General features: G+C 75.7%; 24 protein-coding genes. 18 read left to right on the top strand and 6 right to left on the bottom strand.

Features of this window, described 5'->3' with window-relative positions:
* Window positions 1-124 precede the first annotated feature (124 nt).
* The 8 genes from LGQ04_RS08590 (at window position 125) to LGQ04_RS08555 (ending at window position 7,405) form a co-directional block, all read left to right on the top strand.
* Window positions 125-1,015: an ABC transporter substrate-binding protein gene (locus LGQ04_RS08590; RefSeq protein ID WP_229243281.1), complete on the top strand. Its 891-nt coding sequence runs from the start codon at window positions 125-127 to the stop codon at window positions 1,013-1,015.
* A 7-nt stretch (window positions 1,016-1,022) separates the two neighbouring features.
* On the top strand, window positions 1,023-1,919 hold the full coding sequence (locus tag LGQ04_RS08585) for an amino acid ABC transporter permease (protein ID WP_229243280.1): 897 nt from the start codon (window positions 1,023-1,025) through the stop codon (window positions 1,917-1,919).
* Entirely contained in the window at window positions 1,916-2,713 is a 798-nt protein-coding gene (locus LGQ04_RS08580; RefSeq protein ID WP_229243279.1) for an amino acid ABC transporter ATP-binding protein, read from the top strand. The genes LGQ04_RS08585 and LGQ04_RS08580 overlap by 4 nt, the downstream gene beginning before the upstream one ends.
* A gap of 119 nt (window positions 2,714-2,832) precedes the next feature.
* Window positions 2,833-4,764: a thioredoxin domain-containing protein gene (locus LGQ04_RS08575; RefSeq protein WP_229243278.1), complete on the top strand. Its 1,932-nt coding sequence runs from the start codon at window positions 2,833-2,835 to the stop codon at window positions 4,762-4,764.
* Window positions 4,765-4,844: 80 nt separating this feature from the next.
* Complete coding sequence (locus LGQ04_RS08570; RefSeq protein WP_229243277.1) at window positions 4,845-5,321, top strand: dsRBD fold-containing protein; 477 nt, start codon at window positions 4,845-4,847, stop codon at window positions 5,319-5,321.
* On the top strand, window positions 5,318-5,548 hold the full coding sequence (locus LGQ04_RS08565) for an acylphosphatase (protein ID WP_229243276.1): 231 nt from the start codon (window positions 5,318-5,320) through the stop codon (window positions 5,546-5,548). The genes LGQ04_RS08570 and LGQ04_RS08565 overlap by 4 nt, the downstream gene beginning before the upstream one ends.
* A gap of 94 nt (window positions 5,549-5,642) precedes the next feature.
* Window positions 5,643-6,773 carry a T6SS phospholipase effector Tle1-like catalytic domain-containing protein gene (locus LGQ04_RS08560; protein ID WP_229243275.1) on the top strand — a complete coding sequence of 377 codons (1,131 nt, stop codon included), beginning with the start codon at window positions 5,643-5,645 and terminating at the stop codon, window positions 6,771-6,773.
* Between the two features lie 98 nt (window positions 6,774-6,871).
* Window positions 6,872-7,405, top strand: a complete 534-nt coding sequence (locus LGQ04_RS08555) for a DsbA family protein (protein WP_229243274.1) — start codon at window positions 6,872-6,874, stop codon at window positions 7,403-7,405.
* 111 nt (window positions 7,406-7,516) lie between these two features.
* Here the strand turns inward: LGQ04_RS08555 and nhaA are convergent, their stop codons facing one another.
* Complete coding sequence (gene nhaA, locus LGQ04_RS08550; protein WP_229243273.1) at window positions 7,517-8,935, bottom strand: Na+/H+ antiporter NhaA; 1,419 nt, start codon at window positions 8,933-8,935, stop codon at window positions 7,517-7,519.
* Window positions 8,936-9,350: 415 nt separating this feature from the next.
* On the opposite strand from nhaA, the gene LGQ04_RS08545 reads away from it, so the two are divergent.
* Window positions 9,351-9,845 carry a nucleoside deaminase gene (locus tag LGQ04_RS08545; protein WP_229243272.1) on the top strand — a complete coding sequence of 165 codons (495 nt, stop codon included), beginning with the start codon at window positions 9,351-9,353 and terminating at the stop codon, window positions 9,843-9,845.
* A gap of 44 nt (window positions 9,846-9,889) precedes the next feature.
* Window positions 9,890-11,383: an NCS2 family permease gene (locus LGQ04_RS08540; protein WP_372470022.1), complete on the top strand. Its 1,494-nt coding sequence runs from the start codon at window positions 9,890-9,892 to the stop codon at window positions 11,381-11,383.
* Between the two features lie 35 nt (window positions 11,384-11,418).
* Here the strand turns inward: LGQ04_RS08540 and LGQ04_RS08535 are convergent, their stop codons facing one another.
* On the bottom strand, window positions 11,419-12,291 hold the full coding sequence (locus LGQ04_RS08535; protein ID WP_229243271.1) for a cytochrome c biogenesis CcdA family protein: 873 nt from the start codon (window positions 12,289-12,291) through the stop codon (window positions 11,419-11,421).
* A 4-nt stretch (window positions 12,292-12,295) separates the two neighbouring features.
* Window positions 12,296-12,913: a redoxin domain-containing protein gene (locus LGQ04_RS08530; protein WP_229243270.1), complete on the bottom strand. Its 618-nt coding sequence runs from the start codon at window positions 12,911-12,913 to the stop codon at window positions 12,296-12,298.
* 172 nt (window positions 12,914-13,085) lie between these two features.
* On the opposite strand from LGQ04_RS08530, the gene LGQ04_RS08525 reads away from it, so the two are divergent.
* Both LGQ04_RS08525 and LGQ04_RS08520 read left to right on the top strand, forming a co-directional pair.
* Window positions 13,086-14,279 carry a molybdopterin molybdotransferase MoeA gene (locus LGQ04_RS08525; protein ID WP_229243269.1) on the top strand — a complete coding sequence of 398 codons (1,194 nt, stop codon included), beginning with the start codon at window positions 13,086-13,088 and terminating at the stop codon, window positions 14,277-14,279.
* On the top strand, window positions 14,276-14,731 hold the full coding sequence (locus tag LGQ04_RS08520; RefSeq protein WP_229243268.1) for a molybdenum cofactor biosynthesis protein MoaE: 456 nt from the start codon (window positions 14,276-14,278) through the stop codon (window positions 14,729-14,731). Before LGQ04_RS08525 ends, LGQ04_RS08520 begins: the two co-directional genes overlap by 4 nt.
* Before the next feature lie 24 nt (window positions 14,732-14,755).
* Here LGQ04_RS08520 and LGQ04_RS08515 read toward each other — a convergent pair whose 3' ends face one another.
* The gene (locus LGQ04_RS08515; RefSeq protein WP_229243267.1) at window positions 14,756-15,016 is read right to left on the bottom strand and encodes a glycine zipper domain-containing protein; all 261 of its coding nucleotides are present in this window, start codon (window positions 15,014-15,016) and stop codon (window positions 14,756-14,758) included.
* A gap of 135 nt (window positions 15,017-15,151) precedes the next feature.
* Window positions 15,152-16,255, bottom strand: a complete 1,104-nt coding sequence (gene moaA / locus LGQ04_RS08510; protein WP_229243266.1) for a GTP 3',8-cyclase MoaA — start codon at window positions 16,253-16,255, stop codon at window positions 15,152-15,154.
* 259 nt (window positions 16,256-16,514) lie between these two features.
* Between moaA and LGQ04_RS08505 the strand changes: the two genes are divergently transcribed.
* The 3 genes from LGQ04_RS08505 to LGQ04_RS08495 are packed head-to-tail and all read left to right on the top strand — an operon-like array spanning window position 16,515 to window position 21,603.
* Window positions 16,515-17,774, top strand: coding sequence for an XdhC family protein (locus tag LGQ04_RS08505; protein ID WP_229243265.1), 1,260 nt, complete (start codon window positions 16,515-16,517; stop codon window positions 17,772-17,774).
* Window positions 17,774-18,643 (top strand): FAD binding domain-containing protein, encoded by an 870-nt coding sequence (locus tag LGQ04_RS08500; RefSeq protein ID WP_229243264.1) that lies wholly within the window; start codon window positions 17,774-17,776, stop codon window positions 18,641-18,643. The genes LGQ04_RS08505 and LGQ04_RS08500 overlap by 1 nt, the downstream gene beginning before the upstream one ends.
* The gene (locus LGQ04_RS08495; protein WP_229243263.1) at window positions 18,640-21,603 is read left to right on the top strand and encodes a molybdopterin-dependent oxidoreductase; all 2,964 of its coding nucleotides are present in this window, start codon (window positions 18,640-18,642) and stop codon (window positions 21,601-21,603) included. Before LGQ04_RS08500 ends, LGQ04_RS08495 begins: the two co-directional genes overlap by 4 nt.
* Window positions 21,604-21,654: 51 nt before the next feature.
* Here LGQ04_RS08495 and LGQ04_RS08490 read toward each other — a convergent pair whose 3' ends face one another.
* The gene (locus tag LGQ04_RS08490) at window positions 21,655-22,311 is read right to left on the bottom strand and encodes a nucleotidyltransferase family protein (RefSeq protein WP_229243262.1); all 657 of its coding nucleotides are present in this window, start codon (window positions 22,309-22,311) and stop codon (window positions 21,655-21,657) included.
* A 204-nt stretch (window positions 22,312-22,515) separates the two neighbouring features.
* Here LGQ04_RS08490 and LGQ04_RS08485 point away from each other — a divergent pair, with 204 nt between their 5' ends.
* The 3 genes from LGQ04_RS08485 (at window position 22,516) to LGQ04_RS08475 (ending at window position 25,899) form a co-directional block, all read left to right on the top strand.
* Window positions 22,516-23,679 (top strand): SPFH domain-containing protein, encoded by a 1,164-nt coding sequence (locus LGQ04_RS08485; protein ID WP_229243261.1) that lies wholly within the window; start codon window positions 22,516-22,518, stop codon window positions 23,677-23,679.
* The gene (locus LGQ04_RS08480) at window positions 23,676-24,812 is read left to right on the top strand and encodes a hypothetical protein (protein WP_229243260.1); all 1,137 of its coding nucleotides are present in this window, start codon (window positions 23,676-23,678) and stop codon (window positions 24,810-24,812) included. Before LGQ04_RS08485 ends, LGQ04_RS08480 begins: the two co-directional genes overlap by 4 nt.
* Before the next feature lie 124 nt (window positions 24,813-24,936).
* A complete protein-coding gene (locus tag LGQ04_RS08475) occupies window positions 24,937-25,899 on the top strand; it encodes a VOC family protein (protein ID WP_229243259.1) in 963 nt (320 codons plus the stop codon).
* Window positions 25,900-25,906: the final 7 nt, after the last annotated feature.

Below are 25,906 nucleotides of genomic sequence, written 5' to 3'. Positions count from 1 at the left end.
GGTCGCGCGGTGACGCGCCCCACACGTCGCGCACGTCACGCGGGAAGCAGGGGGCCCGCGCGCGGCGTTATCGTCAGTGGCCGGCGCCGACGACCCTGCGGCGCCCGACTCCCGGAAGGTCACCATGCGCCGTCGTTCCACTGCCCGTCCTGCCCGCCGCCCCGCGGCCCTCGTCGCCCTCGCCGCCGCGTCCGTGCTGACGCTCGCGGCGTGCGGCGACGGCTCGCAGGACGCCGGCACGGCCGAGCCGACCGACGGCGCGTCCTCGGCCGGGCAGTGCGCCCCGGGCGACCTGGCGACGCTCACGGACGGCGTGCTGACGGTCGGCGCGGGCGAGCCGTACTCCCCGTGGTACGTCGGCGAGCCGGAGTCGGGGGAGGGCTTCGAGTCGGCGCTGATCTACGCGGTCGCGGACGAGCTCGGCTACGCCGCCGACGACGTGGTCTGGGAGACGGTGACGTTCGAGCAGATCATCAGCCCCGCGGTGAAGCCGTTCGACGTCGCCGCCTACCAGACGTCGATCACGGAGGAGCGCACGCAGGCGGTCGACTTCTCCAGCCCCTACCTCACGACGCGGCAGGGCGTCATCGTCATGGAGGACGGCCCGTACGCGGACGCGACCACGCTCGCGGACCTGGAGGGCGCGCGCATCGGCGTGACGGCCGCGCAGACGAGCCTCACGCTCTCGGAGGCCGCGTTCGGCGAGGACGCGGACATCTCGCCGTACAGCGCCGCCGGCGACGGGATGCAGGCGCTCCAGTCGGGCTCGATCGACGCGATGGTCATGGACGTCGACCAGGGCATGGCCGCGTCGACCGAGTACTTCCCGGACTCGGTGGTCATCGGCACGCTGCCCGACCAGGGCGTCGTCGAGCAGTACGGCCTCGTGCTCGACGTGGACTCGCCGCTCACCGACTGCGTCTCCCAGGCCGTCGACGCCCTGGAGGAGGACGGCACGCTCGCCGGGCTGCGCACCACGTGGCTGAAGTCGGACGACGTCCCCGTCCTCGAGTGAGCCGGACGTGACCGTGCCCGACGACGCGTCGTCGCGCGATCCCTGGACGCCCTCGGCGCTCGCGCTGGACCGCGCCGCGTTCCGACGCGCTCAGCGGCGCCGGTCGGGCCTCGTCGCGCTCGTGAGCACGGTCGTCGTCGTGACGACCGTCGTCCTCGTCGTCACCGGCGCACCGGGGTGGGACCGGGCGCGCGACGCGTTCTTCGACCCGGAGAAGGCGTGGGAGTCGCTCCCCGCGATCGTCGAGGGCCTGTGGCTCAACCTGCGCGTGTGGGTCGTGGCGGGGGTGCTCGGGACGCTGCTGGGACTCGGGCTCGCCGTCGCGCGCACGAGCCGCGTCCCGGCGCTGTTCCCGCTGCGGGCCTTCGCCGTCGTGTACGTCGACCTGTTCCGCGGCGTGCCCCTGCTCCTCGTCCTGCTGCTCGTCGGGTTCGGTCTGCCGGCGCTGCGCCTGCCGTGGCTCCCGTCGTCGGGCGCGTTCCTCGGGGCGCTCGCGATCGTGCTCACCTACACGGCCTACATCGCGGAGGTCTTCCGGGCGGGCCTGGAGTCCGTGCACCCGTCGCAGGTCGCCGCGGCGCGCTCCCTCGGGCTGACGCGCGGGCAGACGACCCGTCGCGTCGTGCTGCCGCAGGCGGTCCGCAACGTCACCGCGCCCCTCGCGAACAACCTCGTCGCGCTGCAGAAGGACTCGGGCCTCATCTCCGTCCTCGGTGCGGTCGACGCGATCCGGGCCGCGCAGATCGCGACGACCGGGAGCTACAACTTCACGCCGTACGTCGTCGCGGGGCTGCTGTTCTTCCTCGTGTCCTTCCCGCTCACGCGGGCGGTCGACGCGTACCAGGCGCGACGCGGGTGGGGGCGCTCGCTCGCGACCGTGAGCGGGGCCGGGGACATCCGGTGACCCACGTGCTCTCCTTGCGCGGCGTGCGCAAGACGTACCCCGCGCCGTCGGGCACCGGGTGGCGCCCGTGGCGGGGCCGCGGTGCCGGGACGGCGCCGGCCGCGCCGCGCGTCGTCCTCGACGGCGTCGACCTCGACGTCGACCGGCACCGGTGCGTCGTGCTCGTCGGGGCGTCGGGCTCCGGCAAGTCGACGCTCCTGCGCGTGGTCAACCTGCTCGACGAGGTGGACGACGGGCAGGTCCTCCTCGACGGCGTCGACGTCGCGGACCCGCGCCTCGACGCGAACAGGGTCCGCGCGCGGATGGGCATGGTGTTCCAGGCGTACAACCTCTTCCCGCACCTGCGCGTCCTCGACAACGTCACCCTCGCGCCGCGCCTCGTGCACGGCCGACCGGCGATGGTCGCCGAGGAGGCGGCCGTCGCGATGCTGGAGCGCGTCGGCCTCGGCGACAAGGTCACCGCCTACCCGGACCAGCTCTCCGGCGGGGAGCAGCAGCGCGCCGCCATCGCCCGCGCCCTGGTGAACGGGCCGGAGCTGCTGCTGCTCGACGAGGTGACGTCCGCGCTCGACCCGGAGCTCGTCGGCGAGGTGCTCGACCTGCTCACGGAGCTGCGTGCCGAGGGGCGCACCATGCTCGTCGCGACCCACGAGATGGGGTTCGCGCGCCGCGTCGCGGACGAGGTGTGCTTCCTGCACGACGGTCGCGTCCACGAGCGCGGCACGCCCGAGCAGGTCCTGGGCGACCCGCAGCGCGCGCGCACGCGCGAGTTCCTGCGTCGCCTGCACGCCTGACGCCGAGCACGAGGTTGCTGTCGTTCTCGGCCGTGGAACGACGGCAACCTCGTGCTCGACGGCGCGAGCGGCCCGGGCCCGTACCGGGCGAGCGTGCCGCGGGCTGGGAGAGTGGGGTCATGGTCAACCGACTCGGCGACGCCGTGAGCCCGTACCTGCGCCAGCACGCCGACAACCCCGTCGACTGGTACCCGTGGGGCGACGAGGCGTTCGCCGAGGCCCGGCGCCGGGGCGTGCCCGTGATGGTGTCCGTGGGGTACGCGACCTGTCACTGGTGCCACGTCATGGCGCGCGAGAGCTTCTCCGACCCCGCGGTCGGGGACGCGCTGCGCGCCGCCTTCGTCGCGGTGAAGGTCGACCGCGAGGAGCACCCCGACGTCGACGCGAGCCTCATGGCGGCGGCGAGCGCCTTCACGCAGCAGCTCGGGTGGCCGCTCACCGTGTTCACGACGCCCGACGGCGCGCCGTTCTTCGCGGGAACGTACTGGCCGCCCGTGCCGGTCCAGGGACGACCCGCGTTCCGCGACGTGCTCGACGCCGTGTCCCAGGCCTGGTCGCAGCGGCGCGACCAGGTGCTGGAGACCGGCGAGGCGGTCCGTGCGGCGCTGCGCGACGTCGCGGCCGGGGGAGCGGGGGCCGCCGGTGCGGCAGGCACGGGGGCGGACCTGCTCGACGTCGCGGGCTGGGCGCCCGGTGTCGTCGCGGGTCTCGAACGTCTCGAGGACACCACGCACGGCGGCTTCGGGGGCGCGCCCAAGTTCCCCGTCGCGCCGGGGCTGGAGCTCCTGCTCGACGTCGCCGCGTCCGGCGTCGTCGACCCCGACGTCGCGGAGCGGGCGCTCGCCCTCGCCGGGCGGACCGTGGACGCGATGGCCGCGAGCCCGTTGCGCGACGCCGACGGCGGCTTCTTCCGCTACGCGACGCGCGCGGACTGGTCCGAGCCGCACTACGAGCGCATGCTCTACGACAACGCCCAGCTCCTCTCCGCGTGCACCACCCTCGCCGTGCTGCGCCGCACGCGGCCCGGGGCGAGCGAGGACGCGGGCGACGGCGCCGCGCAGGTCGCGGCCGGCGTCGGGCGCTTCCTCCTGTCGACGCGGCGCCGGCCCGGCGGCGCGCTCGCGCGCGCGCAGGACTCCGAGTCGACCGTCGACGGGCAGCGGGTCGAGGGCGCGTACTACCGTCTCCCACCGCACGAGCGGGCGGCGCTCGACCCGCCGCCCCTGGACGCGAAGGTCCTCACCGGCTGGAACGGCCTCGCGATCGAGGCCCTCGCCCGCGCCGGGCACCACCTCGGACTGCCCGACCTCACGCAGGCCGCGTGCGCAGCCGCGGACCGCCTGCTCGCGACGCACGTCCGCGCGGACGGGACGCTGGCCCGCGCGTCCGTCGGCGACCGGGTCTCGGACGCCGTCGCCACCCTCGAGGACCACGGCGCCCTCGCCGCGGCGCTGCTCGTCCTCGGGGGCCTCACCGGCCGGCCCGGGTACGTGCGCGAAGGGCTCCGGCTCGTCGCCGCGACCGTGGACGACGACGCGCGCCTGCGCGCCCCGGACGGCGCCGACCCGGTCCTCGCCTCCCTCGGCCTCGACGCCGGGGCCGCGGCCGACCCGTCGGAGGGCGCGGTGCCGTCCGGCCCGACGGCGGCCGGCCGGGCCGCGCTCCTCGCGCACCGCGCGACGGGGGACGCGCGCACGCTCGACGCGGCCAGGGCGCACGTCGTCGCGTCCGCGACGGCGGCCGGAGCGACCGCGCGCCCGCTCGGCGCGGGCGGGGTGCTGCGCCTCGCCGTCGGGCTCGCGGAACCGCCGCACCAGCTCGTCGTCGTCGCCGACGACCCCGACCGCGCCGCGTTCACCGCCGCCGCCCGGGACTGGTACCGACCCGGGGCGCTGCTCCTCGGGGCGGCGCCCGCCGACGCCGCCGACCTCGCGGAGGACGGCGCCGACGCGCTCGCCGGGCGCGGCCCCGGCGCGTATCTCTGCACCGGGTTCGTCTGCCGCCTCCCCGCGCACGACCCCCACGCGCTGCGCGACCAGCTCGCCCCCTGATCCCGCGCGCGTCGCCACGCCGGGTGCGGCACCCCGCGCGCCGACGCATCATGGAAGGACGAGCGGCCGGAGGAGGAGCCATGAAGGCATCGGTCGGGGACCGGATCGTCACCGCGTCGGGCGTCGTCGGCGGGGCCGTGCGCGACGGGGTCGTCGTCGAGCTGCGGCACGACGACGGGTCGCCGCCCTACCTCGTCGAGTGGGGCGACACCGGCGAGCGCACCCTCGTCTACCCCGGGGCGGACAGCTACGTGGAGCACGTGCCCGGCGCCGAGAACGGCGGCGGGACCGACACCACCAAGGTGTGGCGCGTCCAGGTGAGCGTCGTCGAGTCCGACGGGCGCACCACCGCCGAGGCCGTGCTCGTCGCCGACTCGTCCGAGCACCTGCGGACCGTCGGCCGCGCCCGGCGCGACCCCCACGACACCGACGTCCCCCTCATCGGCGACGAGATCGCCGTCGGGCGCGCCCTGCGCCGCCTCGCGGACCGCCTGCTCGACGACGCCGAGTCCGGGATCGAGTCCCGCACCGGCGCCCCGGCGCACGTCCACCTGTGACCCGGCTGCGCGCCGTCGTCCACGGGCACGTCCAGGGCGTCGGGTTCCGCTGGACGACGCGCGGACGCCTCGCCGCGCTCGGCCTCGACGGGACCGCCACCAACCTGCCCGACGGGACCGTCGAGATCACCGCCACCGGGCCGCCCGAGCGGCTCGACCGGCTCGTCGACTGGCTGCGCGACGGACCCACGCCGGGCCACGTCACCCACGTCGACGTCACCCGCTGACCGGGCTGCCGGCGCCGCACGTATCACCCGGCCCCCGCGCCGCCTCCCTCGTGGTGTCCCCGACGACGACGCCGGGGCGAGCCCGGGAGGGGTCATGAAACGGCTGGTGCTGTGCTGCGACGGCACGTGGAACTCGCCGGTGAACGCCAGCGTGTCCAACATCGAGAAGATCGCACGGTCCGTCGTCACCGGCATCGGGCCCGACGGCGTGCAGCAGATGGTGTTCTCCGTCGAAGGCGTCGGCGCGCAGGGCTACCTCGTCGACCAGCTCCTCGGCGGCGCGTTCGGCTACGGCCTCACCCGCAACGTCGTCGCCGGCTACCGGCACCTCGCCCTCAACTACGAGCCCGACGACGAGATCTACGTGTTCGGCTTCAGCCGCGGCGCGTACACCGCCCGCAGCGTCGTCGGCATGGTCGCCACCGTCGGCCTGCTCACCAAGGACGCGCTCGCGCAGGACCTCCTCTGCGAGGCCGAAAGGATCTACCGGCTCCAGGACCCCGACCGACGACGCGACCTCGCCACCGCGTTCCGGGCCGAGCACTGCCACCCGGCCGTCCCCGTCGCGTTCCTCGGCGTCTTCGACACCGTCGGTGCGCTCGGCGTCCCCGGGCTCTCGCGCCGCCGCTCCCGCTTCCACGACCTGCGCCTCTCCGCCGACGTCGAGCAGGCGCGGCAGGCCCTCGCCATCGACGACCGCCGCCTCACCTACGAACCCTGCCTGTGGGAGGTCCCCGCGGACCGGGCCGACCGCGTCAAGCAGGTGTGGTTCCCCGGCGCCCACAGCGACGTCGGAGGCGGAGCACCGTGCCGCGCCCTCTCCGACTCCGCGCTGCTCTGGATGGTCGGCGAGGCGATCGCACGCGGCCTCCAGATCGACGAGGACCGGCTCTTCGCCCAGCTCCGCAGCGAGGACGAACGCGTGTGCCGCTTCCGGCCCGGCCCCCTCTTCCGCGTGCTCAACGTCCTGCGACGCCTCGGCCCCACCCCCCGGTTCCGCGGCACCCGACGACTCCTCGCCGGTGTGCCGGTGCGGGAGGGGTACGTCGACGCCGTCTCCCTCGCCGAGACCGCCCAGCTCCTGACCGTCGACCCGGCGAGCCCCTACGCACGGCACGCCCGCAACGTCGCCTGGTGGCGCGACGCCGCCCGCGACGACCTCCCGCTGCGCGTCGAACCCGTCCCCGGGGCCTCGCTCGAGGACCGCCCGCTCGTGCTCGCCTGACCGTGGTGAACGCCTGACCGTGGTGACCGCCTGACCGCGGTGCCCGGACGGCGTGCCCCCGAACGGCGGGCCGTGAGGGGCCGTGCCATCCTGGCCCCGTGAGCGAGCAGCCCTCCGCCGACCGCCTCGTCCCCGCCGGAGCCCACGTGCTCGGTGCCGCCGACGCACCCGTGACGATCGTCGAGTTCGGCGACTTCGAGTGCCCCTACTGCCGCGCCGCAGCGCCCGTGCTGCGCGACGTCGTCGAACGCTCCGACGGGCGGGTACGGCTCGTCTTCCGGCACTTCCCCCTCTTCGAGATCCACCCCCACGCGCTCACCGCCGCCCTCGCCGCCGAGGCCGCCGGCGCGCACGGGCGCTTCTGGGAGATGCACTCCGCACTGTTCGCCGACCAGGACCGGCTCGACGACGCCGCCCTCGCCGAGCGCGCCGACGCCCTCGACATCCCCGCGCACGAGGTCGTCGGCGACGACGTGCAGCAGCACGCCGACGCCGTCCGTCGCGACTACGCCGACGCCCTCGCCCTCGGCGTCCAGGGCACCCCCACGCTCTTCGTCGACGGCGAGCGCTACCACGGCCGCGTCACCGCCGAGGGCCTGCAGGCCGCGATCGACGCCGCCCGCGCGAGGTAGTACCGAGGTCCGCGAGGTAGAACCCAGGTCCGCGAGGTAGTACCGAGGTTTGTCGAGGTAGTACCCCGGTTCGTGGTCGCCTGCGGGAGTGCGTGGGGCGGGGCGGTGGGGTCACGACGGCGCGGGCGGGCGCCAGGGGAGCGGGGGGAGGTCCGGGGGCGGGCCGTCGGCGCCGGGGGAGCACAGGGGCCAGCGCTCGCCGAAGAGGCGCAGGGCCACGGAACCGAGCACGGCGGCGACGAGCGACCCGGCGAGGATGCCGATCTTCGCCTGCTCGACGAGGGCCTCGTCGTCGAACGCGAGCTCGGCGATGAACAGCGAGATGGTGAAGCCGATGCCGGCGAGGATCGACCCGCCGAGCAGGTGGGAGTACCGCACGCGGCCCGGGAGGTCGCCGAGGCCCATGCGCAGCGCGAGGGTCGACGCCCCGAAGATGCCGATCGCGTTGCCGGCCACGAGCGCGACGGCGACGCCGATGGTCAGGGGCGACGTCGCCGCGGTCCGGAGCGTCTCGGCGTCGAGCGCCACCCCGGCGTTGGCGAGCCCGAAGACCGGTACGACGAGGTAGGCGCTCCACGGGTGCAGGACGCGCTGCAGGCGTTCGCTGGGGGCGATGGCGGCGCGGGCGGCGAGCTCGGTGAGGTGCTCGCGCTCCGCCGTCGTCTCCTGCGCGAGGCGTTTGGCGTACCGGGGGACGACGGCGACGTCGTCGGGCCGGGCGGGTCGGGACGGGACGAGGAGGCCGACGAGGACGCCGGCGAGGGTCGCGTGGACCCCGGAGGCGTAGACGGCGCCCCACAGCCCGATCCCGACGAGGACGTAGGGCGCGAGCTGCCAGACCCCGAGCCAGCGCAGGGCGAGCATGGCGGCGACGAGCACGACGGCGACGGCGAGGCCGGGCAGCCACACGTCGTCGGTGTAGAAGATCGCCATGACGGTGATCGCGCCGATGTCGTCGACGACGGCGAGGGTGAGGAGGAACAGGCGGAGCTGGTCGGGGCAGCGCGGCCCGAAGAGCGCGAGGACGCCGACGAGGAACGCGGTGTCGGTCGACATGACGATGCCCCACCCGTGCTGCGCGGGCGTGCCGGCGTTGAACGCGAGGAAGAGGAGCGCGGGCACGGCGAGGCCGCCGAGCGCGCCGAGCGCGGGCACGGCGACGGTGCGCCGGTTGCGCAGCTCGCCGCTCGTCACCTCCCGGTTGATCTCGAGGCCGATGACGAGGAAGAACACGGCCATGGCGGCGTCGTTCACCCAGTGGTGGAGGTCCATCTCGAACGACCACGCGCCCACGTGCCATCCGGCGGTCGTGTGCCACAGGTCCTCGTACGCCCCGGCCCACGCGGAGTTCGCCCAGACGAGCGCGACGACGGTCGCGGCGAGGAGGAGGACGGCGCCACCGGCCTCGGTGGCGAGGAACGACCGCAGCGACGGCGCGAGGGGGCGGAGCTGGATGCGCAGCGGCGGGCCCGGGCGCGCGGGGGTCTGGACGATCGGGAACGACGACGGGGGCGGGGCGGGTTCGGTCACGGAACCTCCGGCCGGTCGGGGCAGCCGGCGGCCCGGCGTGCGCAGCGCTCCCACTCTCGCGGGCGGGGGCACGGTCCGCAACGGTCCACGTCGCTCCCGTCCCGCGGACCACCCTCCGCCTCCTTCCGAAACTCCTCAGATAGTCCACATCGTGGAAAGATTCTTCCGAAACCCTTGTGGGCTGGGTCACCCGATGCTAGCGTCGTGCGAGCCAACGGCGGGCCCGGGCCGAGCGTGCAGCTCGGTGGTCGACGCGATCGATCCGACACCGGCAGCTACCAACCAGGCGGAAGAGAACGACAACTCGCCTGCAGCGGCCCGCCGGCCGGACCGGGCTCGACGACGAGCCCGCGCCCCCGGGCGGAGCCACGGACCGCTGCCCGAACCGTGGAGACTCACCATGGAATCTCTTGCCGTGGAAGCAGCACACCGTCCAGCCCCGGCGGCCAACCCGCGCCACCTCGACCGGGCCGTCGCGCTCGCCGTCGAGTCCGTCGCGAACGCCGGCGGGCCCTTCGGCGCCGTCGTCGTCACGTCCGACGGGCGGGTCTTCGAGGGGAACAACCGGGTCACGCAGGACCACGACCCGACCGCCCACGCCGAGGTCACCGCGATCCGCCGCGCGTGCGCGGCGCTCGGCACGCACGACCTCACGGGCGCGACGCTCTACTCGAGCTGCGAGCCGTGCCCCATGTGCCTCGCGTCGGCCCTGTGGGCCCGCGTCGACGCCGTCCACTTCGCCGCCGACCGCCACGACGCCGCGAGCGCCGGGTTCGACGACGCGGTGTTCTACGACTTCTTCGCCGCCGACCCCGGCGAGCGGGTGATGAGCGTGCTCCACACGCGCACGCCCGACGCCGTCGCCCCGTTCGACGCCTGGCGCGTCCTCGAGTCCCGGATCGAGTACTGACCGGCCCCGGCCGGCCCGTCCCCGCACGGAAAGGACACAAGGACGTGACCATCCTCGGCACCCGGCGCACCGCCGACGACGCCCCCGGCACCCGTCCCGACGGGGCCGCCGCCCCCTCGCGGCTGGACCGCTTCTTCAAGATCACCGCACGTGGCTCGACGACCGGCCGCGAGGTCCGCGGCGGGCTGGTGACCTTCTTCGCGATGGCGTACATCGTCATCCTCAACCCTCTCATCCTCGGCGGCACGAGCGCCGAGAACGCCCCGACGGACGTCGCGGGCGGCTGGCTCGCGACGGCGCAGGTCGGCGCGATGACCGGCCTCGCCGCCGGTGCGCTGACGATCCTCTTCGGCCTCGTCGCGAACCTGCCGTTCGCGCTCGCGGCCGGGCTCGGCATCAACTCGTTCCTCGCCGTCGCCGTCATCGGCGACGTCACGTGGCCCGAGGCGATGGGCCTCGTGCTCATCAACGGCCTGCTCATCGTGCTGCTCGCCGTGACCGGCGCGCGCTCGGCAATCTTCAACGCCGTGCCGCGCCAGCTCAAGGCCGCTATCACGGTGGGCATCGGCCTGTTCATCGCGTTCATCGGGTTCGTCGACTCGGGGTTCGTCACGCGCACCCCGGGCGGCCCGCCCGTGCAGCTCGGCGACGGCGGGTCGATCACCACCGTCCCGACGCTCGTGTTCGTCCTCGGCCTGCTCACCATGGGCGTGCTCGTCGCGCGCAAGGTCAAGGGCGGGCTGCTCGTCGGGCTGGTCGCGACGACGATCGTCGCGGTCGTCGTCGAGGCGGTGCTCGACCTCGGGCCGGCGTCCGAGGACAACCCGGGCGGCTGGCACCTCACCGTGCCGCAGCTGCCGTCCTCGCTGGTGTCCGTCCCGGACCTCAGCCTGCTCGGCGACTTCTCGTTCGGGGCGTTCGACCGGATCGGGGCGCTCGCGGCGACGATTCTCGTGTTCACGCTGTTCTTCACGAACTTCTTTGACGCCATGGGCACCATGACGGGACTGGCGAAGCAGGGCGGGCTCGCCGACGCCGACGGCAACTTCCCTCGCATCAAGTCGGCGCTCGTCGTCGAGGGCGTGGGCGCCGTGGTCGGCGGGGCGACGTCGTCGTCGTCGAACACGGTCTTCGTGGACTCGGCGGCGGGCGTCGGCGAGGGGGCGCGCACGGGTCTCGCGTCCGTCGTGACGGGCGCGCTGTTCCTCGTCGCGATGTTCCTCACGCCCCTGACGGCGGTCGTGCCGATGGAGGTCGCGAGCGCGGTCCTCGTCGTCGTGGGCGCCATGATGATGCGCGAGATCAAGGAGATCGACCTGGGCGACTTCTCCGTCGCCCTGCCGGTCTTCCTCACGGTCGTGACGATGCCGCTCACGTACTCGATCGCGAACGGCATCGGGATCGGGTTCGTCACGTGGGTCCTGCTGCGCACCGCGTGCGGGCGTGCGCGCGAGGTGCACCCGCTGCTGTGGGTGGTCGCGGCCGGGTTCGTCGTGTACTTCGTGCGCGGACCGTTGACGGCGGTCGTCGGAGGCTGAGCACGGCTCCGGGAGGGGTGGCCGGGCGGCCCCGGTCACCCCTCCCGCGCGCCGGTCCGGCGTCGTCGGCGCACGACCCGGGTCGCGAGGACCACCGCGAGGGCGAGGGCGGCGAGGGCCGCGACCGTCGCGACCGGGCCCGCGGACGCGACGGCACCGACGACGGCGGACTGCACGCGGACGGCGGCGTCGACGACCGGGTCGCCGGTGGTCCCGCCGCCGAGGACCCGCAGCTCGTACCAGCCGTACCACGCCACGTACGCACCGGCGAGGAGCAGGAGCGCGCCCGAGAGCCGATACACCACGGGGGCGGCGCGGCGCAGCCCGCCGACGAGGCCCGCGGAGGCGGTCGCCCCGGCGAGCGCGAGCACGCCCACCACGGCGCCCATGCCGAGGGCGTACACGACGTACACCGTCGCCGTGGCGAGCAGGCCGCCGGAGCTCATCGCGCCGCCCGTGACGGCGAGGAAGGGGGCGATGGTGCAGCTCAGGGACGCGAGCGCGAACGTCACGCCGTACCCGACCTGGGACCACCAGGACCGGCGTGGCGCGCGCCCGAACCGCCCCAGGGCGGCGATCCCCAGGCTCCGCCCGGCGAGGAGCCAGACGCCGAGCAGGACGAGGGCGACGCCGACGACGACGGTCACGACCGGCAGCCACCGCTCCACGCCCGCGGCCACGGTCGACAGCAGCACGCCGAACGCCGCGAACACGAGCACGAACCCCGTCGTCATGGCGAGGGTGAAGGTCGCGCCACGCCGCACGGCCGCGGAGGTGGACGCGTCGCCGTCGGGCGGCGGGGTCGCGACGAGCAGGGTGAGGTACGCGGGGAGCAGGGCGAAGCCGCAGGGGTTGAACGCCGCGACCGCTCCCGCGACCAGGGCGACCGACACCAGGACGGGATCCACCGGGTCAGCCCTCCGCGAGGCGCGCGGCCTCGTCGGCGAGCCGGTCGCCGCCCAGGGCCCCCACGACGAGCTCCGAGGACCCGTCGGGCGCGACGAGCACGTACGACGGCTGGGAGACGACGCCGTAGTGGTTCCACACGGCACCGTCGGCGTCGACCAGGTGGTCGAACCCGCCGGTCCCGGTGTCGGCGACGAAGCCGCGCATCGCGTCGACCTCGCCGAGCCCGGGCACGCCCACGAACGTCACCTCGCCCTCCAGGTCGGCGGCGACCTGCGCGACGTCGGGCGCCTCGCCGCGGCACACCGTGCACCACGGTGCCCAGAACCACAGGACGACGGGCTCGCCGGCAAGGGAGGCGAGGTCGAGGGACGACCCGTCGACCGTGGTGCCGGAGACCTGCAGCGCCTCGGGGACGGCCGTCGGGGTGGTCGCTGCGTCGTCGTCGTCGGCGGCCCGCGCGTCGGTGGCCTCGTCCTCGGGCGCCGTCGTGGCGGAGGCCGTCTCCCGGGCGTCCGTGCCCGACGTCGCGGGTCCCGTAGCCGCGGGCGAGCCCGGACCGCCGCACGCGGCGAGGCCTCCGGCGACGAGGACGAGGGCGAGGGTGCGGACGGTCCTGCGCATGACTGCTCCTTCACGGCGGTCGGGGAGCGCGTCGTCGTGCCCCCGGGTCGGCTGCTTCTCCGATCCTCCCCGGGCCAGGGCCCGCCGGGGGTCCCGTGGACCTGACAGGTCCCTGACGTCCTGGTCCGGGCTGCGCGCTCAGGGACCGGTGCGGAGCCGCTACCGTGGTCCCATGCCCACGACGCTCGAGGAGCACCGTGCCGACGTGGAGGCCCTGCTCGCCGGGCTGGCTCGCGACGAGACGGTCGACCTGACGGCCGCCGCGGGCCGCGTGCTCGCCGTCGACGTCGTCGCCCGGGTGGCCGTCCCCGCGTTCCGCAACGCCCAGATGGACGGGTTCGCGGTCCGCGCGGCCGAGGCCGTGCCCGGCGCGACGCTCCCCGTGCGCGGCGAGGTACCCGCCGGCGCCCGCGACGTCGCCCCCCTCGCACCCGGCGCGGCCGCGCGGATCATGACCGGCGCGCCCGTCCCGGCCGGCGCCGACGCGGTCGTCGCCGTCGAGCGGACGTCCGTGGGCGCCTTCGTCCCCGGGGTGGTGCCCGACCAGGTGGGGTTCGACGCGCGCGTCGAGCCGGGAGCATCGGTGCGGGAGGCGGGCGACGACGTCGCCGTGGGCGCCCTGGTCGTGCCGGCCGGGGCCGTGCTCACGCCCGCCCGCCTGGCGGCCTGCGCGGCGTCGGGCGTCGGGCAGGTCGTCGTGCGGGCGCGACCCCGGGTCGCCGTGCTGTCCACCGGGGCCGAACTCGCGCCGGCCGGCGCGCGGCTCGGACCCGGCCAGGTGTACGACACGAACTCCCTCGCGCTCGCCGCGGCGGTCGAGCTCGCGGGCGGGGTCGTCGTCCACCGAGGCACCACGAGCGACGACCCGGGGGAGCTCGAGCGGACGCTGTCGCGGGCGGCGTCGGACGCCGACCTCGTGCTCACGTCCGGCGGCGTGAGCAAGGGGGCCTACGAGGTGGTCAAGGACCTGCTGCAGGACGAGGGGGTGCGGTTCCGCACCGTCGCGATGCAGCCGGGTGGCCCGCAGGGCTGGGGGACGTTCCGGGGCACGCCCCTCGTCGCGTTCCCCGGGAACCCGGTCAGCGCCCAGGTGTCGTTCGTCGTGCTCGTACGGGACGCGCTGCGGCGCGCGGCGGGTCTCGGCCCGGCGCCGCGGGGGCGCGCCGCCCTCGTCGAGCCGGTGTCGTCGCCGCGGGGCAGGCGCCAGCTGCTCCGCGGGGTGCGCGACGGCGCCGGTGTCCGACCCGTCGGCGGCCCGGGGTCGCACCTCGTGGTGACGATGGCCCGGGCGGACGTCCTGGTGGACGTGCCGCAGGACGTGACCGCGCTCGGCGCGGGCGACGAGGTGGAGGTGTGGGAGCTGTGAGCGACGGGGAAGGTACGGGCGGTCGTGCGTCGGTCGGCGGCGTGAGCCGCGTGACGACGGACGTCCTCGACGCGGGCGTCGCGCAGGCGGTCGAGGACGCGGTCGCCGCGCCCGAGTGCGGTGCCGTCGTGACGTTCCGCGGCGTGGTCCGCGACGTCGACGACGCCCGCGGCGTCACCGGCCTGGACTACGAGGCGCACCCCGACGCGACGGACGTGCTGCGCCGCTGCGTCGCCGCGGTCGCGGCCGAGACGGGGCTGCGGGTCGCCGCCGTGCACCGGTACGGGACGCTCGTCGTCGGGGACGTCGCGCTCGTCGCGGCGGCGTCCGCGGGCCACCGCCGGGAGGCGTTCGAGGCGTGCTCGCTCCTCGTGGAGCGCATCAAGGCGGAGGTGCCCATCTGGAAGCGGCAGCACTTCACCGACGGCGTGTCGGAGTGGGTCGGCCTGTAGGACGTGACGGGTGAGGGGTGCGGGTCAGCGCTCGGCGGGACGGTTGTCGAGCAGCATCCCGACGCCGAGGCCCACGGCCGCGCCGACGACGAGCCCGAACCAGCTGAGCACGACGGTCCCGACGATCGCGCCGATCGCGACCCCGAGCACGCTCCGCGTCCCGACGGTCCACGGCCCGGAGCGCTCGTCGTCCCGGTAGATCGGCAGCGCCGACGCGCTGTTGTCGCGGGTCGTGGGGGTCGAGGCGGCGGGGCGGTTCACGGGGGCGGGGGAGATCGTCGTCACGGTGTCCATGGTAGGAAGCGTCGCCGGCCGTGACCTGGGGAAACGTGCGCTCGTGACGGGCTTCACCCTATGACGTGCGACACCCGCCGGGCGCCGTCGCGTGCGGCGGGGCCATCAGCCCGCATCGCCCCGCGATCACCCCCCGATGGCCCCCATGCTGCGGGTCGTCGGGGCGAACGCGTCGGCGGCGAGCGTGGGCGCGTCGCTGCCGTGCGCGAGCGGCTTGCGCCACATGGCGCCCTGCCAGGCGCGGGCGAGGGCGTCGTCGCGCTCGTGGTCGTCGAGGTCGGGTGCGCGCAGCACGGCGCGCAGGTCGGTCTCGTCGTCGCCGAACAGGCACGACCGCACGGTGCCCTCGGCGGTGAGGCGCGTGCGGTCGCACGCGCCGCAGAACGAGCGGGTGACGGAGGCGATGACGCCCACGGTCTGGGGCCCGCCGTCGACGAGCCACTCCTCGGCGGGGGCGGACGGGTCGTCGCGGCCGACCTCGACGAGGTGGAACCGGTCGCCGAGGGCGTCGAGGAGGTCCGCGGCGGAGACGAGGTGGTCGCGGGCCCAGTTCCCGTCGGCGTCGAGGGGCATCTGCTCGATGAACCGCAGGTGGCAGCCGTGCTCGACGGCCCACGCGAGCAGGTCGCCCGCGCCGGCGAGCGTCTCGGGCATGAGCACGGCGTTGAGCTTGACGGGCGCGAGCCCGGCGGCGAGCGCGGCGCGGATCCCGGCGAGCACGTCGGGCAGGCGGTCGCGCCGGGTGAGGCGCGCGAAGTGCGCGCGGTCCACGGAGTCGAGGGAGATGTTCACGCGGTCGAGCCCGGCGTCGACGAGCTCGCCGACGCGCTTGTCGAGGCCCACCGCGTTGGTGGTGAGGGAGAGCGACACGTCGGGCGCGGCGGCGCGGGCGGCCCGCAGGATCTCGGCGAGGTCGGCGCGCAGGAGGGGCTCGCCGCCGGTGAACCGGACGTCCGTGATGCCGAGCCGGCCGACGGCGACGCGCACGACGCGGCCGATCTCGGCGGGCGTGAGCAGGTCCTCGCGCGGGATCGCGGGCAGGCCCTCGGCCGGCATGCAGTAGGTGCAGCGCAGGGAGCACTTCTCCGTGACGGAGATCCGCAGGTCGCGCGCGACGCGCCCGTAGCGGTCCACGAGCGCGGGGGTCGCGGGCCGGTCCGGGTCGAGCCCGGTGGGCCCCGCGGGCACGGCGGGGCGCACCCTGGGCATACCGAGAGAGACCGCGGTCATGGGCCGATCGTAGACGCGACCCGTGACCGCCGCGCCATCGCGTGCTAGCGTGACGATCGTCGAGCGGAACAACTCTTCCACTCAGTGGAAACGTTCGGCACGGGCTCTCCCGACGGAGGGAGCGGCCCGAGGGCGGATTCAAGCCCTGTGTTTCCGGCGCGTCACGGCCGACGCGCGCCAGGACACGCAGGGGACTCACCGCAAGGGTTCACTGGAAGGACGCCGGTACGCCGGCACCCTGGCGGAAGCGAGGCCCACGATGCTCCACCTCGTCGACCGGATCGGTCCCTGGCTCGACCCCGGGCGGACGCCCTTCGCCGTCGCGACGGTCGTCGCGGCGTCGGGCTCCGTGCCGCGCCCCGTCGGCACCGCGATGGCGGTCCGCGCGGACGGCGCCGTGCTCGGCAGCCTGTCCGGCGGGTGCGTCGAGGGCGCCGTCCACGCCGCCGCGCTCGACGCCGTCGCCACCGGGGAGTGCCGTCGCGAGACGTTCGGCTACAGCGACGACGACGCCTTCGCCGTCGGCCTGAGCTGCGGCGGCACGCTCGACGTCCACGTCCAGCCGGTGCTCCCCGGCGACGACGCCGCGCGCGCGCTCGCCGCCCTCGCGGCGCGGGCCGGAGCCCCGGGAGGCGGGACGGCGCCCGCCGCGCTCGTGCGGAGGGTCGACGGCGCCCGCCGGACCGCCGTCGTCCTCGACGACCCGGGCAGGGCGGACGAGCGCGCCGTCGCCGCCGCGCTGCGCGACCTCGTTCCGCCCGGGGCGCTCGACGCCGCGGCCGCGCAGGTCGTCGCCGTCCTGCGTGCCGGGGGTACGGCGACCGTCCACGCGGCCCACGCCGCGCCGTCGGGCAGCGGGACTCCGGGCAGCGGGACCCGAGGCAGCGGGGCGCCGGACCCGGGTGCACCGGGCTGCGACGAGACCGAGCCCGTGACCCTGCTCGTCGAGACCCGCCTGCCCGCGCCACGGTTCCTCGTGGCCGGGGCGAACGACTTCGCCGGCGCGCTCGTGCGCCACGTGCGGCTCCTCGGGTACCGCGTCACGCTCGTCGACGCCCGCGAGGTCTTCGCCGACCCTCGCCGCTTCCCGGAGGCCGACGAGGTCGTCGTCGAGTGGCCCGACCGCTACCTCGCCGCCGAGGCCGCCGCGGGCCGGGTCGACGCGCGCACCGCGCTGGCCGTCCTCACGCACGACGCGAAGTTCGACGTCCCGCTCCTGCGGCTCGCGCTCGACCTGCCCCTCGCCTACGTCGGGGCGATGGGGTCGCGGCGCTCGCACGACCAGCGCGTCGCCGCCCTGCGCCACGAGGGTGTCGGCGACGCCGCCCTCGCGCGGCTCCGCTCGCCCATCGGCCTCGACCTCGGCGCCGTCACGCCCGAGGAGGTCGCGGTGTCCGTCACCGCCGAGCTGGTCGCCGCCCGGCACGGCCGCGACGGCGCCGTCGCACCCCTGAGCCGCGGCGACGGCCCCCTGCACGCGGCCCCCACCACCGTCGACCAGCCCGAGGAGGCCCCCTGATGGACCTGAACACCGTCACCGACCTCGTCCCCACCGCCGACCCCGCCGACTGGCGCGAGGGCGACGCGTGGCTCGCGGGCGGCACCGTGCTCTTCTCCTACGGCAGCCAGACGCTGCGGCGCCTCCTCGACGTGACGAGCGCCGGCTGGCCGCCCCTCACCGTGACCGACGCCGGGCTGGAGATCGCCGCGACCTGCACCGTCGCGCAGCTGTGGGCCTTCGAGGAGAGCGACGCCGCGGCGCAGGTGCGCGGGCGCTGGACCGCGCTCGACCTCGTCCGCCCGTGCTGCGACGCGTTCGTCGCGTCGTTCAAGATCTGGAACACGTCCACGGTCGGGGGCAACGTCTGCACGTCGCTGCCCGCCGGGCCGATGATCTCCCTCACCGCGGCGCTCGACGGCGTCGCCGAGGTGTGGGGACCGGGCGGGACGCGGCGCGAGCAGCCCGTCGCCGAGCTCGTCACCGGCGAGATGCGCAACACGCTCGCCCCCGGTGAGCTCCTGCGCGCGATCCGCGTCCCGGACCACGCCCTTCGCGCGCGGACCGCGTTCCGCCGGCTGTCGCTGTCGAACCTCGGGCGCTCGGGCGTCCTGCTCGTCGGCCGCGTCGACCCGCCCGACGCCGGCGGCGGCCTCGTCCTCACCGTCACCGCCTCGACGCGCCGGCCCGTCCAGGTCCGGTTCGCCGCCGACGCCCACCCCACGGCGCCGGACCTCGTCGCCGCGCTCGACGCCGCGATCCCGCCCGACCTGTACCACGACGACATCCACGGGCTGCCGCGCTGGCGCCAGGACATGACCTACCGGCTCACCGAGGAGATCCGCTCCGAGCTGGCCGACGGCACGAGCACGGACGGAGGCCGCCGATGAGCGCGACGACCGACAGCACCCACCCCCGCCCCGCGGGGGTCACCGTCGACGGCCGGACCGTCGACGCCGCGCCCCGCGCGGGCCAGTGCCTGCGCACCTACCTGCGCGAGCAGGGCGCGCTCGGCGTGAAGAAGGGGTGCGACGGCGGCGACTGCGGCGCGTGCACCGTGCACGTCGACGGCGTCCCGGTCCACTCGTGCGTCTACCCCGCACGCCGCGCCGTCGGGCACGACGTGACGACCGTCGCGGGGCTCGCCGCGACCGTGCACGGCCCCGAGGCCGCCGCGGCGGGGGCGTTGCACCCCGTGCAGCAGCAGTTCCTCGACGCGCAGGGCTTCCAGTGCGGCTTCTGCACGGCGGGCATGATCATGACCGCCGCGACCTTCGACGACGCGCAGCGCGAGAACCTGCCCCGCAACCTCAAGGGCAACCTGTGCCGCTGCACGGGCTACCGCGCGATCGCCGACGCCGTGCTCGACGGCGCGTCGTGCGGGACGGCCCACCCCGCCGGGGCGGCGCCGTGCGACCACGCCCACGACCAGGGTTCTCCCTCACGGGACCAGGGTTCTCCCTCGGCGGACCCGGGTGGCCGAGGGAGTACCACGGTCCCGCGAGGGAGTACCCCGGTCGACCCGGGAGCCTCGTCCGCGTTCGGGACCGACGTGCCGGCGCCGGCGGGCCGGGGCGTGGTGACGGGCAGCGTGCGGTACACGCTCGACGTCGACCCGGCCGACTACCCGGGGCTCGCGCACCTCACGCTCGTGCGGTCCCCGCACGCCCACGCGCGCGTCCTCGCGGTCGACACGACCGACGCGCTCGCCGTGCCCGGCGTGCTCGCGGTCCTCACGCACGCCGACGCCCCGACGACCCGGTTCTCGACCGCCCAGCACGAGCTGTTCACCGACGACCCCGACGACACCCGGATCCTCGACGACGTCGTCCGGTTCGTCGGGCAGCGCGTCGCGGCCGTCGTCGCGGAGACCGTCGCCGCCGCGGAGGAGGGCGCGCGGAGGGTGCGGGTCGAGTACGAGGTGCTGCCCGCCGTCGTCGACCCCGAGGACGCCATGGCCCCGGGCGCGCCGCTCGTGCACTCCGACCTCGACGCGACGGCCGCGCGCGTGTCGCGGCCCGAGGCGAACGTCGTCGCGGAGGTGCACAGCGAGCTCGGCGACGTCGAGCGCGGCCTCGCGGAGGCCGACGTCGTGCACGAGGCCACCTACCGCACGCAGCGGGTGCAGCACGCCGCGCTGGAGACGCACTGCGCTATCGCGTCGTTCGACGACGACGGGCGCCTCGTCGTGCGGTCCTCCACGCAAGTCCCGTTCCTCGCGCGCCGCCACCTCGCGCGCGTCCTCGACCTCGACCCGGATCGCGTGCGCGTGCACTGCGAGCGCGTCGGGGGAGGGTTCGGCGGCAAGCAGGAGGTGCTCACGGAGGACGTCACGGCGCTCGCCGCGCTGCGCCTCGGGCGCCCGGTCCAGCTCGAGCTCACGCGCCGCGAGCAGTTCGTCGGCACGACGACGCGCCACCCGTTCCGCATCCGGGTGCGCGCGGGCGCGCGCCGCGACGGGACGCTCACGGCACTGCACCTCGACGTGCTCACCAACACGGGCGCGTACGGCAACCACGGCCCGGGCGTGATGTTCCACGGGTGCGGCGAGTCGGTCGCGGTGTACCGGTGCGACAACAAGAAGGTCGACGCGCACAGCGTGTACACGCACACCGTCCCCGCGGGCGCGTTCCGCGGGTACGGGCTGTCGCAGATGGTCTTCGCCGTCGAGTCCGCGATGGACGAGCTCGCACGCCGGATCGGCATGGACCCGCTGGAGATGCGGCGGCGCAACGTCGTGCGCGAGGGCGACCCCATGCTCAGCACGCACCCGACGCCCGAGGAGGACGTCCGCTACGGCAGCTACGGCCTCGACCAGTGCCTCGACCTCGTCGACGACGCGCTGCGCCGCGGCCGCGAGCGCGACGACCGCGAGCTCGGCGACGAGTGGGGCGTCGGCGAGGGCACGGCCCTGTCGATGATCGACACCGTGCCGCCGCGCGGGCACTTCTCGCACGCGCGCGTGCGGCTGCGCGCCGACGGCGTCGTCGAGGCGGAGGTGGGGACGGCCGAGTTCGGCAACGGCACGACGACGGTGCACGCCCAGCTCGTGGCGAGCGCGCTCGGGCAGGACGCGGGCGCCGTCGTCGTGCGCCAGTCCGACACCGACCTCGTCGAGCACGACACGGGCGCGTTCGGCTCGACGGGCACGGTCGTCGCGGGCAAGGCGTCGCTCGCGGCCGCGCAGGACCTCGCGGAGGCGGTGCTCAAGGTGGCGGCGGGGATGCCCGCCGCGAGCTCGGACGGCGCGGGGGTCGCGGCGTCGGACTGCCGCCTCGTGCCCGGCGGTGTCGAGCGCGGCGGGACGGTGGTGCCGCTCGCCGACGTCGCGCGCGCCGCCGAGGCGGCCGGGGTCGCGCTCGTCGCCGAGGGCCGCTGGGGCGGCACGCCGCGCTCCGTCGCGTTCAACGTGCACGGGTTCCGCGTCGCGGTACACCGCGGGACGGGCGAGATCCGCATCCTGCAGAGCGTGCAGGCCGCCGACGCGGGCGAGGTCGTCAACCCGCGCCAGTGCCGCGGCCAGGTCGAGGGCGGCATCGCGCAGGCGCTCGGCGCGGCGCTGTACGAGGACGTCGTGGTCGACGCGAGCGGCCGTGTGACGACGGACATCTTCCGCCAGTACCACCTGCCGACGTTCGCGGACGTCCCGCGCAGCGAGGTGTACTTCGCGCGGACGTCGGACGCGCTGGGGCCGATGGGCGCCAAGTCGATGAGCGAGAGCCCGTTCAACCCGGTCGCGCCCGCGCTCGCCAACGCGATCCGCGCGGCGACGGGCGTGCGGTTCACCGAGCTGCCCCTGGCCCGCGACCGCGTCTACCTCGGCATGCGGGCGGCCACCCCCACCCGCTGAGTGCGGGGGATCCGTCGTCGTCGGCCCGCGCCGACGACGAATCCCCCGCACTCAACGAGGGGGTGGCGGGGGCGGGTGCAGGAGGTCGAGGTCGCCCTCCGTGTCGACGTCGCGGCCGTCACCAGGGTGGGTCACGACGTCCACGAGGTCCGCGCGGTCCCGCAGGAGGTCGCGCGCGCCCCGGTCGCCCTGGGCGCTCGCGGCCGCGGCCGGCACGAGCGTCACGTCGAGCACCAGCGGGTGCCCCCACCGGGGCTGCCCGACGGCGCCCGCCCACCCCGAGGCGACCACGCGCCCGGGGCGGTGCGCGGCGAGGAGGCGCGCGACGTCGTCGGGCACCACGCCCGGCTGGTCCACGTGCGCGACGACGACCCGCGCCACGGTCCCGAGCGTCCCGTCCTGCGCGGCCGCCAGACCCCGTCGCAGCGACGACGCCATGCCCGTCGCCCAGTCGTCGTTGACGACGACGCGCACCCCGGGCCGGTCGAGCGCGGCGTCCGCGCGCACGGCGTCGGCCCCCGCCCCGAGGACGACGACGACCGTCGCGCACCCACCCTCGAGCAGCACCTGCACGACGTGCTCGACGAGCGGGCGGCCGCGGTGGGGGAGCAGGGCCTTGGGGCCCCGACCGAGCCGCGTGCCGGCGCCGGCGGCGAGCAGCACCGCGACGGTCGCGGCGGTGGGCTCGGGGCGTCCGGGGTCGTGCACCTCGCCAGGATAGGCCGCGGGAGACCGCCGCCTCGGGGCCGGGCCCGGCGAGGGAGAGGGGGCCGTCGGACCGTGCCCCGTCCAGCGGACTTTGCGAGCGCTTGGCGCAACGCACGCCTGGTCATGCCGTTCCGCTATGCTCGCGCAGGGCCGGGGGTCGGCCCGCCGCGCGTCGGGCGACGTGCGGGACGCGAAGGGAGCGGCATGGCCTTCCTCGACAAGCTGCGCGGCCAGCTCATCGACATCATCGAGTTCCTCGACGACAGCCGCGACACCGTCGTGTGGCGCTTCCCGCGGCAGGGGAACGAGATCAAGAACCAGGCGAAGCTCGTCGTGCGCGAGGGGCAGTCCGCGGTGCTCGTCAGCGAGGGGCGGCTGGCCGACGTGTTCGGCCCCGGCACGTACACCCTGGAGACGAAGAACCTGCCCGTGCTGTCCACGCTGCAGGGGTGGAAGTACGGGTTCGACTCCCCGTTCAAGGCGGAGGTCTACTTCGTCACGACCCGCCGCCTCACCGACCTCACGTGGGGCACCCAGAACCCCGTCATGCTGCGCGACCCCGAGCTCGGCGCCGTCCGGCTGCGCGCCTTCGGGACGTACGCGCTCGAGGTCGTCGACCCGGCCGCGCTCCTGCGCCGGCTCGTCGGGACCGACCCGCAGTTCCGCACCGAGGAGATCGGCGACTACTTCCGGCGGCTCGTCGTCGGGCAGCTCGGCCCGGCGTTCGCGGAGGCGGGCGTCGCCGCGATCGACCTGGCCGCGAACCAGCGGGAGATCTCGACGCGCCTCGCGGGCCAGCTCTCCGAGGACCTGTCGGAGTACGGCATCGCCGTGCCGCGGTTCGTCCTGGAGAACGTGTCGTTCCCGCCGGAGGTCGAGGCCGCGCTGGACAAGCGCACGCAGATGGCCGTCGTGGGGAACCTCGACCAGTACACGAGGTTCCAGTCCGCGAACGCGATCGAGACCGCGGCCGCCAACCCGGGCGGGGCGGGGGAGGGGCTCGGGCTCGGGATGGGCATGGCGATGGGGCAGCAGATGGCGCAGGCCCTCGGCGGCGCGTCGGCACCGCAGCCCGTACCCGCGCCCGCCGCTGCTCCGGCCCCCGCCGCGGGGCCGCCGCCCCTGCCGGGTGCGGGCGCCCCGTGGTACTGGGCGGTCGACGGCGCGCAGGCCGGTCCCGGCTCGACGGCCGACCTCGGCGCGCAGATCCAGGCGGGGCGCGTCACGCGCGCCACGCTCGTGTGGCAGGAGGGCATGGCGGGCTGGACGGCCGCCGGGGACGTCGCGGCGCTCGCCACGCTCTTCGCCGCCGTCCCGCCGCCGCTCCCGCCGACCCTCCCGCCGTCGGCCGCCGGGACGGGCGCATGAGCGAGCCGGCGGGCTCTCCGCCGCCCCTGCCCGACGCCCTGCCTGACCCCGTGCCAGACGGCGTGCCCGCCGTCGTGCGCACCCGGTGCGACGCGTGCGGCTCGCAGCTCGCGTTCGCGCCCGGCACACGGCACCTGGAGTGCGTGGCGTGCCGCGGGACCGTGCCGATCGTGCACGCCCCCGGCGACGCGGTCGACGAGCACTCCTACGACGCGTGGCTCGCGACCGGGGCCGCACCCGTCGCGGCGGTCGCGGCGCAGGTGTTCGCGTGCGACGGGTGCGGCGCCACGACCACCGGCACCGACCTGTCGGTGGCGTGCGGGTTCTGCGGCGGGCACCTCGTCGCCGGGGCTCCGGTCGCGGGCGTCGTCGAGCCGGAGGCCGTCGTGCCGTTCGGGCTGGCGCACGCGCAGGCGCGCGACGCGTTCCGCGGGTGGGTGCGCTCGCGCTGGTTCGCCCCCGGAGCGCTGAAGAAGGTCGGCGACACCGAGTCGCTCCACGGCACCTACGTGCCCCACTGGACGTTCGACGCCGACACCACCTCGCAGTACACCGGGGAGCGCGGCGACGCGTACTGGGTGACGGTCAAGGACGGCGAGAACGAGCGTCAGGAACGGCGCGTGAGCTGGTCGTGGACGTCGGGGACGACCGTGCGGTCGTTCGACGACGTCCTGGTCCCCGCGTCGACGCAGGTCGCCGAGAAGGACCTGGGCCGGCTCGGTCCCTGGCGGCTGGAGCACGCGCAGCCCTACCGGCCGGAGTACCTCGCGGGCTTCGCGACGGCCCGGTACGACGTCGACCCGCCGCACGGCCTGGAGCGGGCGAAGTCCGACATGGCCCCGGCGATCCGCAGCGACGTAGAGGGGGCGATCGGCGGCGACGAGCAGCGGGTGCACTCGATCAGCACGGCGTACGCCGCGGTGATGTTCAAGCTCGTCCTCCTGCCCCTGTGGGTCGCGACGTACGTGTACGCGGGGACGCAGTGGCAGGTGATGGTCAACGCGAACACCGGCGAGGTCGTGGGGCGTCGCCCGTACAGCGCGTGGAAGATCACGCTCGCGGTGGTGGTCGGCCTCGCTGTCGTCGCGGCGCTCGTCGGGTGGTACCTGAGCAGTCAGGCGGCGTCGACCTGACGCGAGGTCGGCGGACCTGGGCGAGCTCGGCACCCCGGGACCGCCGACCTCGGACCGGTCTGCCGATCTCGCCGGCGGTGATCCCGAGGGAATACGGCCGGGCGTCCAGGTGGTTGAAGGTTCAATGAACCGCCCGCCCCTCCCCGCCCGCGCCGCCGACGACCTGCTCGCCGCGGGCACCCGCATGGACGCGGTCACGCTCCACGTGCGCGACCTCGACCTCATGACGCGCTACTACCGCGACGCCCTCACCCTCGCCGTGCTGCCCACCCCGGACACGCTCGCACTGCCCGACGGCGCCCGCCCGGCCGAGACGGTCGTGCTCGGCCGGGGTGCGGTACCCCTCGTCGTGCTGCACCGCACGCCCGACCTGCCCGCCCCCGGGCGTCACGAGGCGGGCCTGTTCCACACCGCCGTGCTGTTCGACGACGAGCCCGGCCTCGCGCACGCCCTCGCCGCGGTCGCGACCACCGCGCCGAGCACCTTCGTCGGCAGCGCCGACCACCTCGTGTCCCAGGCGTTCTACTTCACCGACCCCGAGGGCAACGGCGTCGAGCTGTACGCCGACCGGCCGCGCGACACGTGGCGCTGGGACGAGAACGGGGTGCGCATGGACACCGTCCACCTCGACCCGAACGCGTTCCTCGCCGACCACCTCACCGACGCCTCGCGCGACCTCCTCGCGGGGCCGCGCACCGACGTGGGCGAGCGGACCGGGTCGACGGGGCCGGGCGGCGCCGTGGTGGGTCACGTGCACCTGCAGGTCGGCGACGTGGCGGCCGCGCGCACCTTCTACGTGGACGCGCTCGGCCTGGAGGAGACCGCGTCGGTGCCCGGTGCCCTCTTCGTGTCGGCGGGCGGGTACCACCACCACCTGGCCGTGAACACGTGGAACAGCCGAGGCGCCGGGCCGCGGGCGTCGACGCTCGGGCTCGGGTCGGTGGCGCTCACGGTGCCGGGGGCCGACGACGTCGGCGCGCTCCGCGAGCGGCTGGTGCGGGCCGGCGTCGGCGTCCAGGACGACGGGGCCGTGCTCCGGTTCGTCGACCCGTGGCGCAACCGGCTCGAGGTGCGCTCGGCCGGGTGACGACGTG

Origin of the sequence: Cellulosimicrobium marinum (assembly GCF_020551945.1) — a bacterium.
Taxonomy (GTDB): Bacteria; Actinomycetota; Actinomycetes; order Actinomycetales; family Cellulomonadaceae; genus Cellulosimicrobium; species Cellulosimicrobium marinum.
This window is presented reverse-complemented; position numbering and strand designations above follow the sequence as displayed.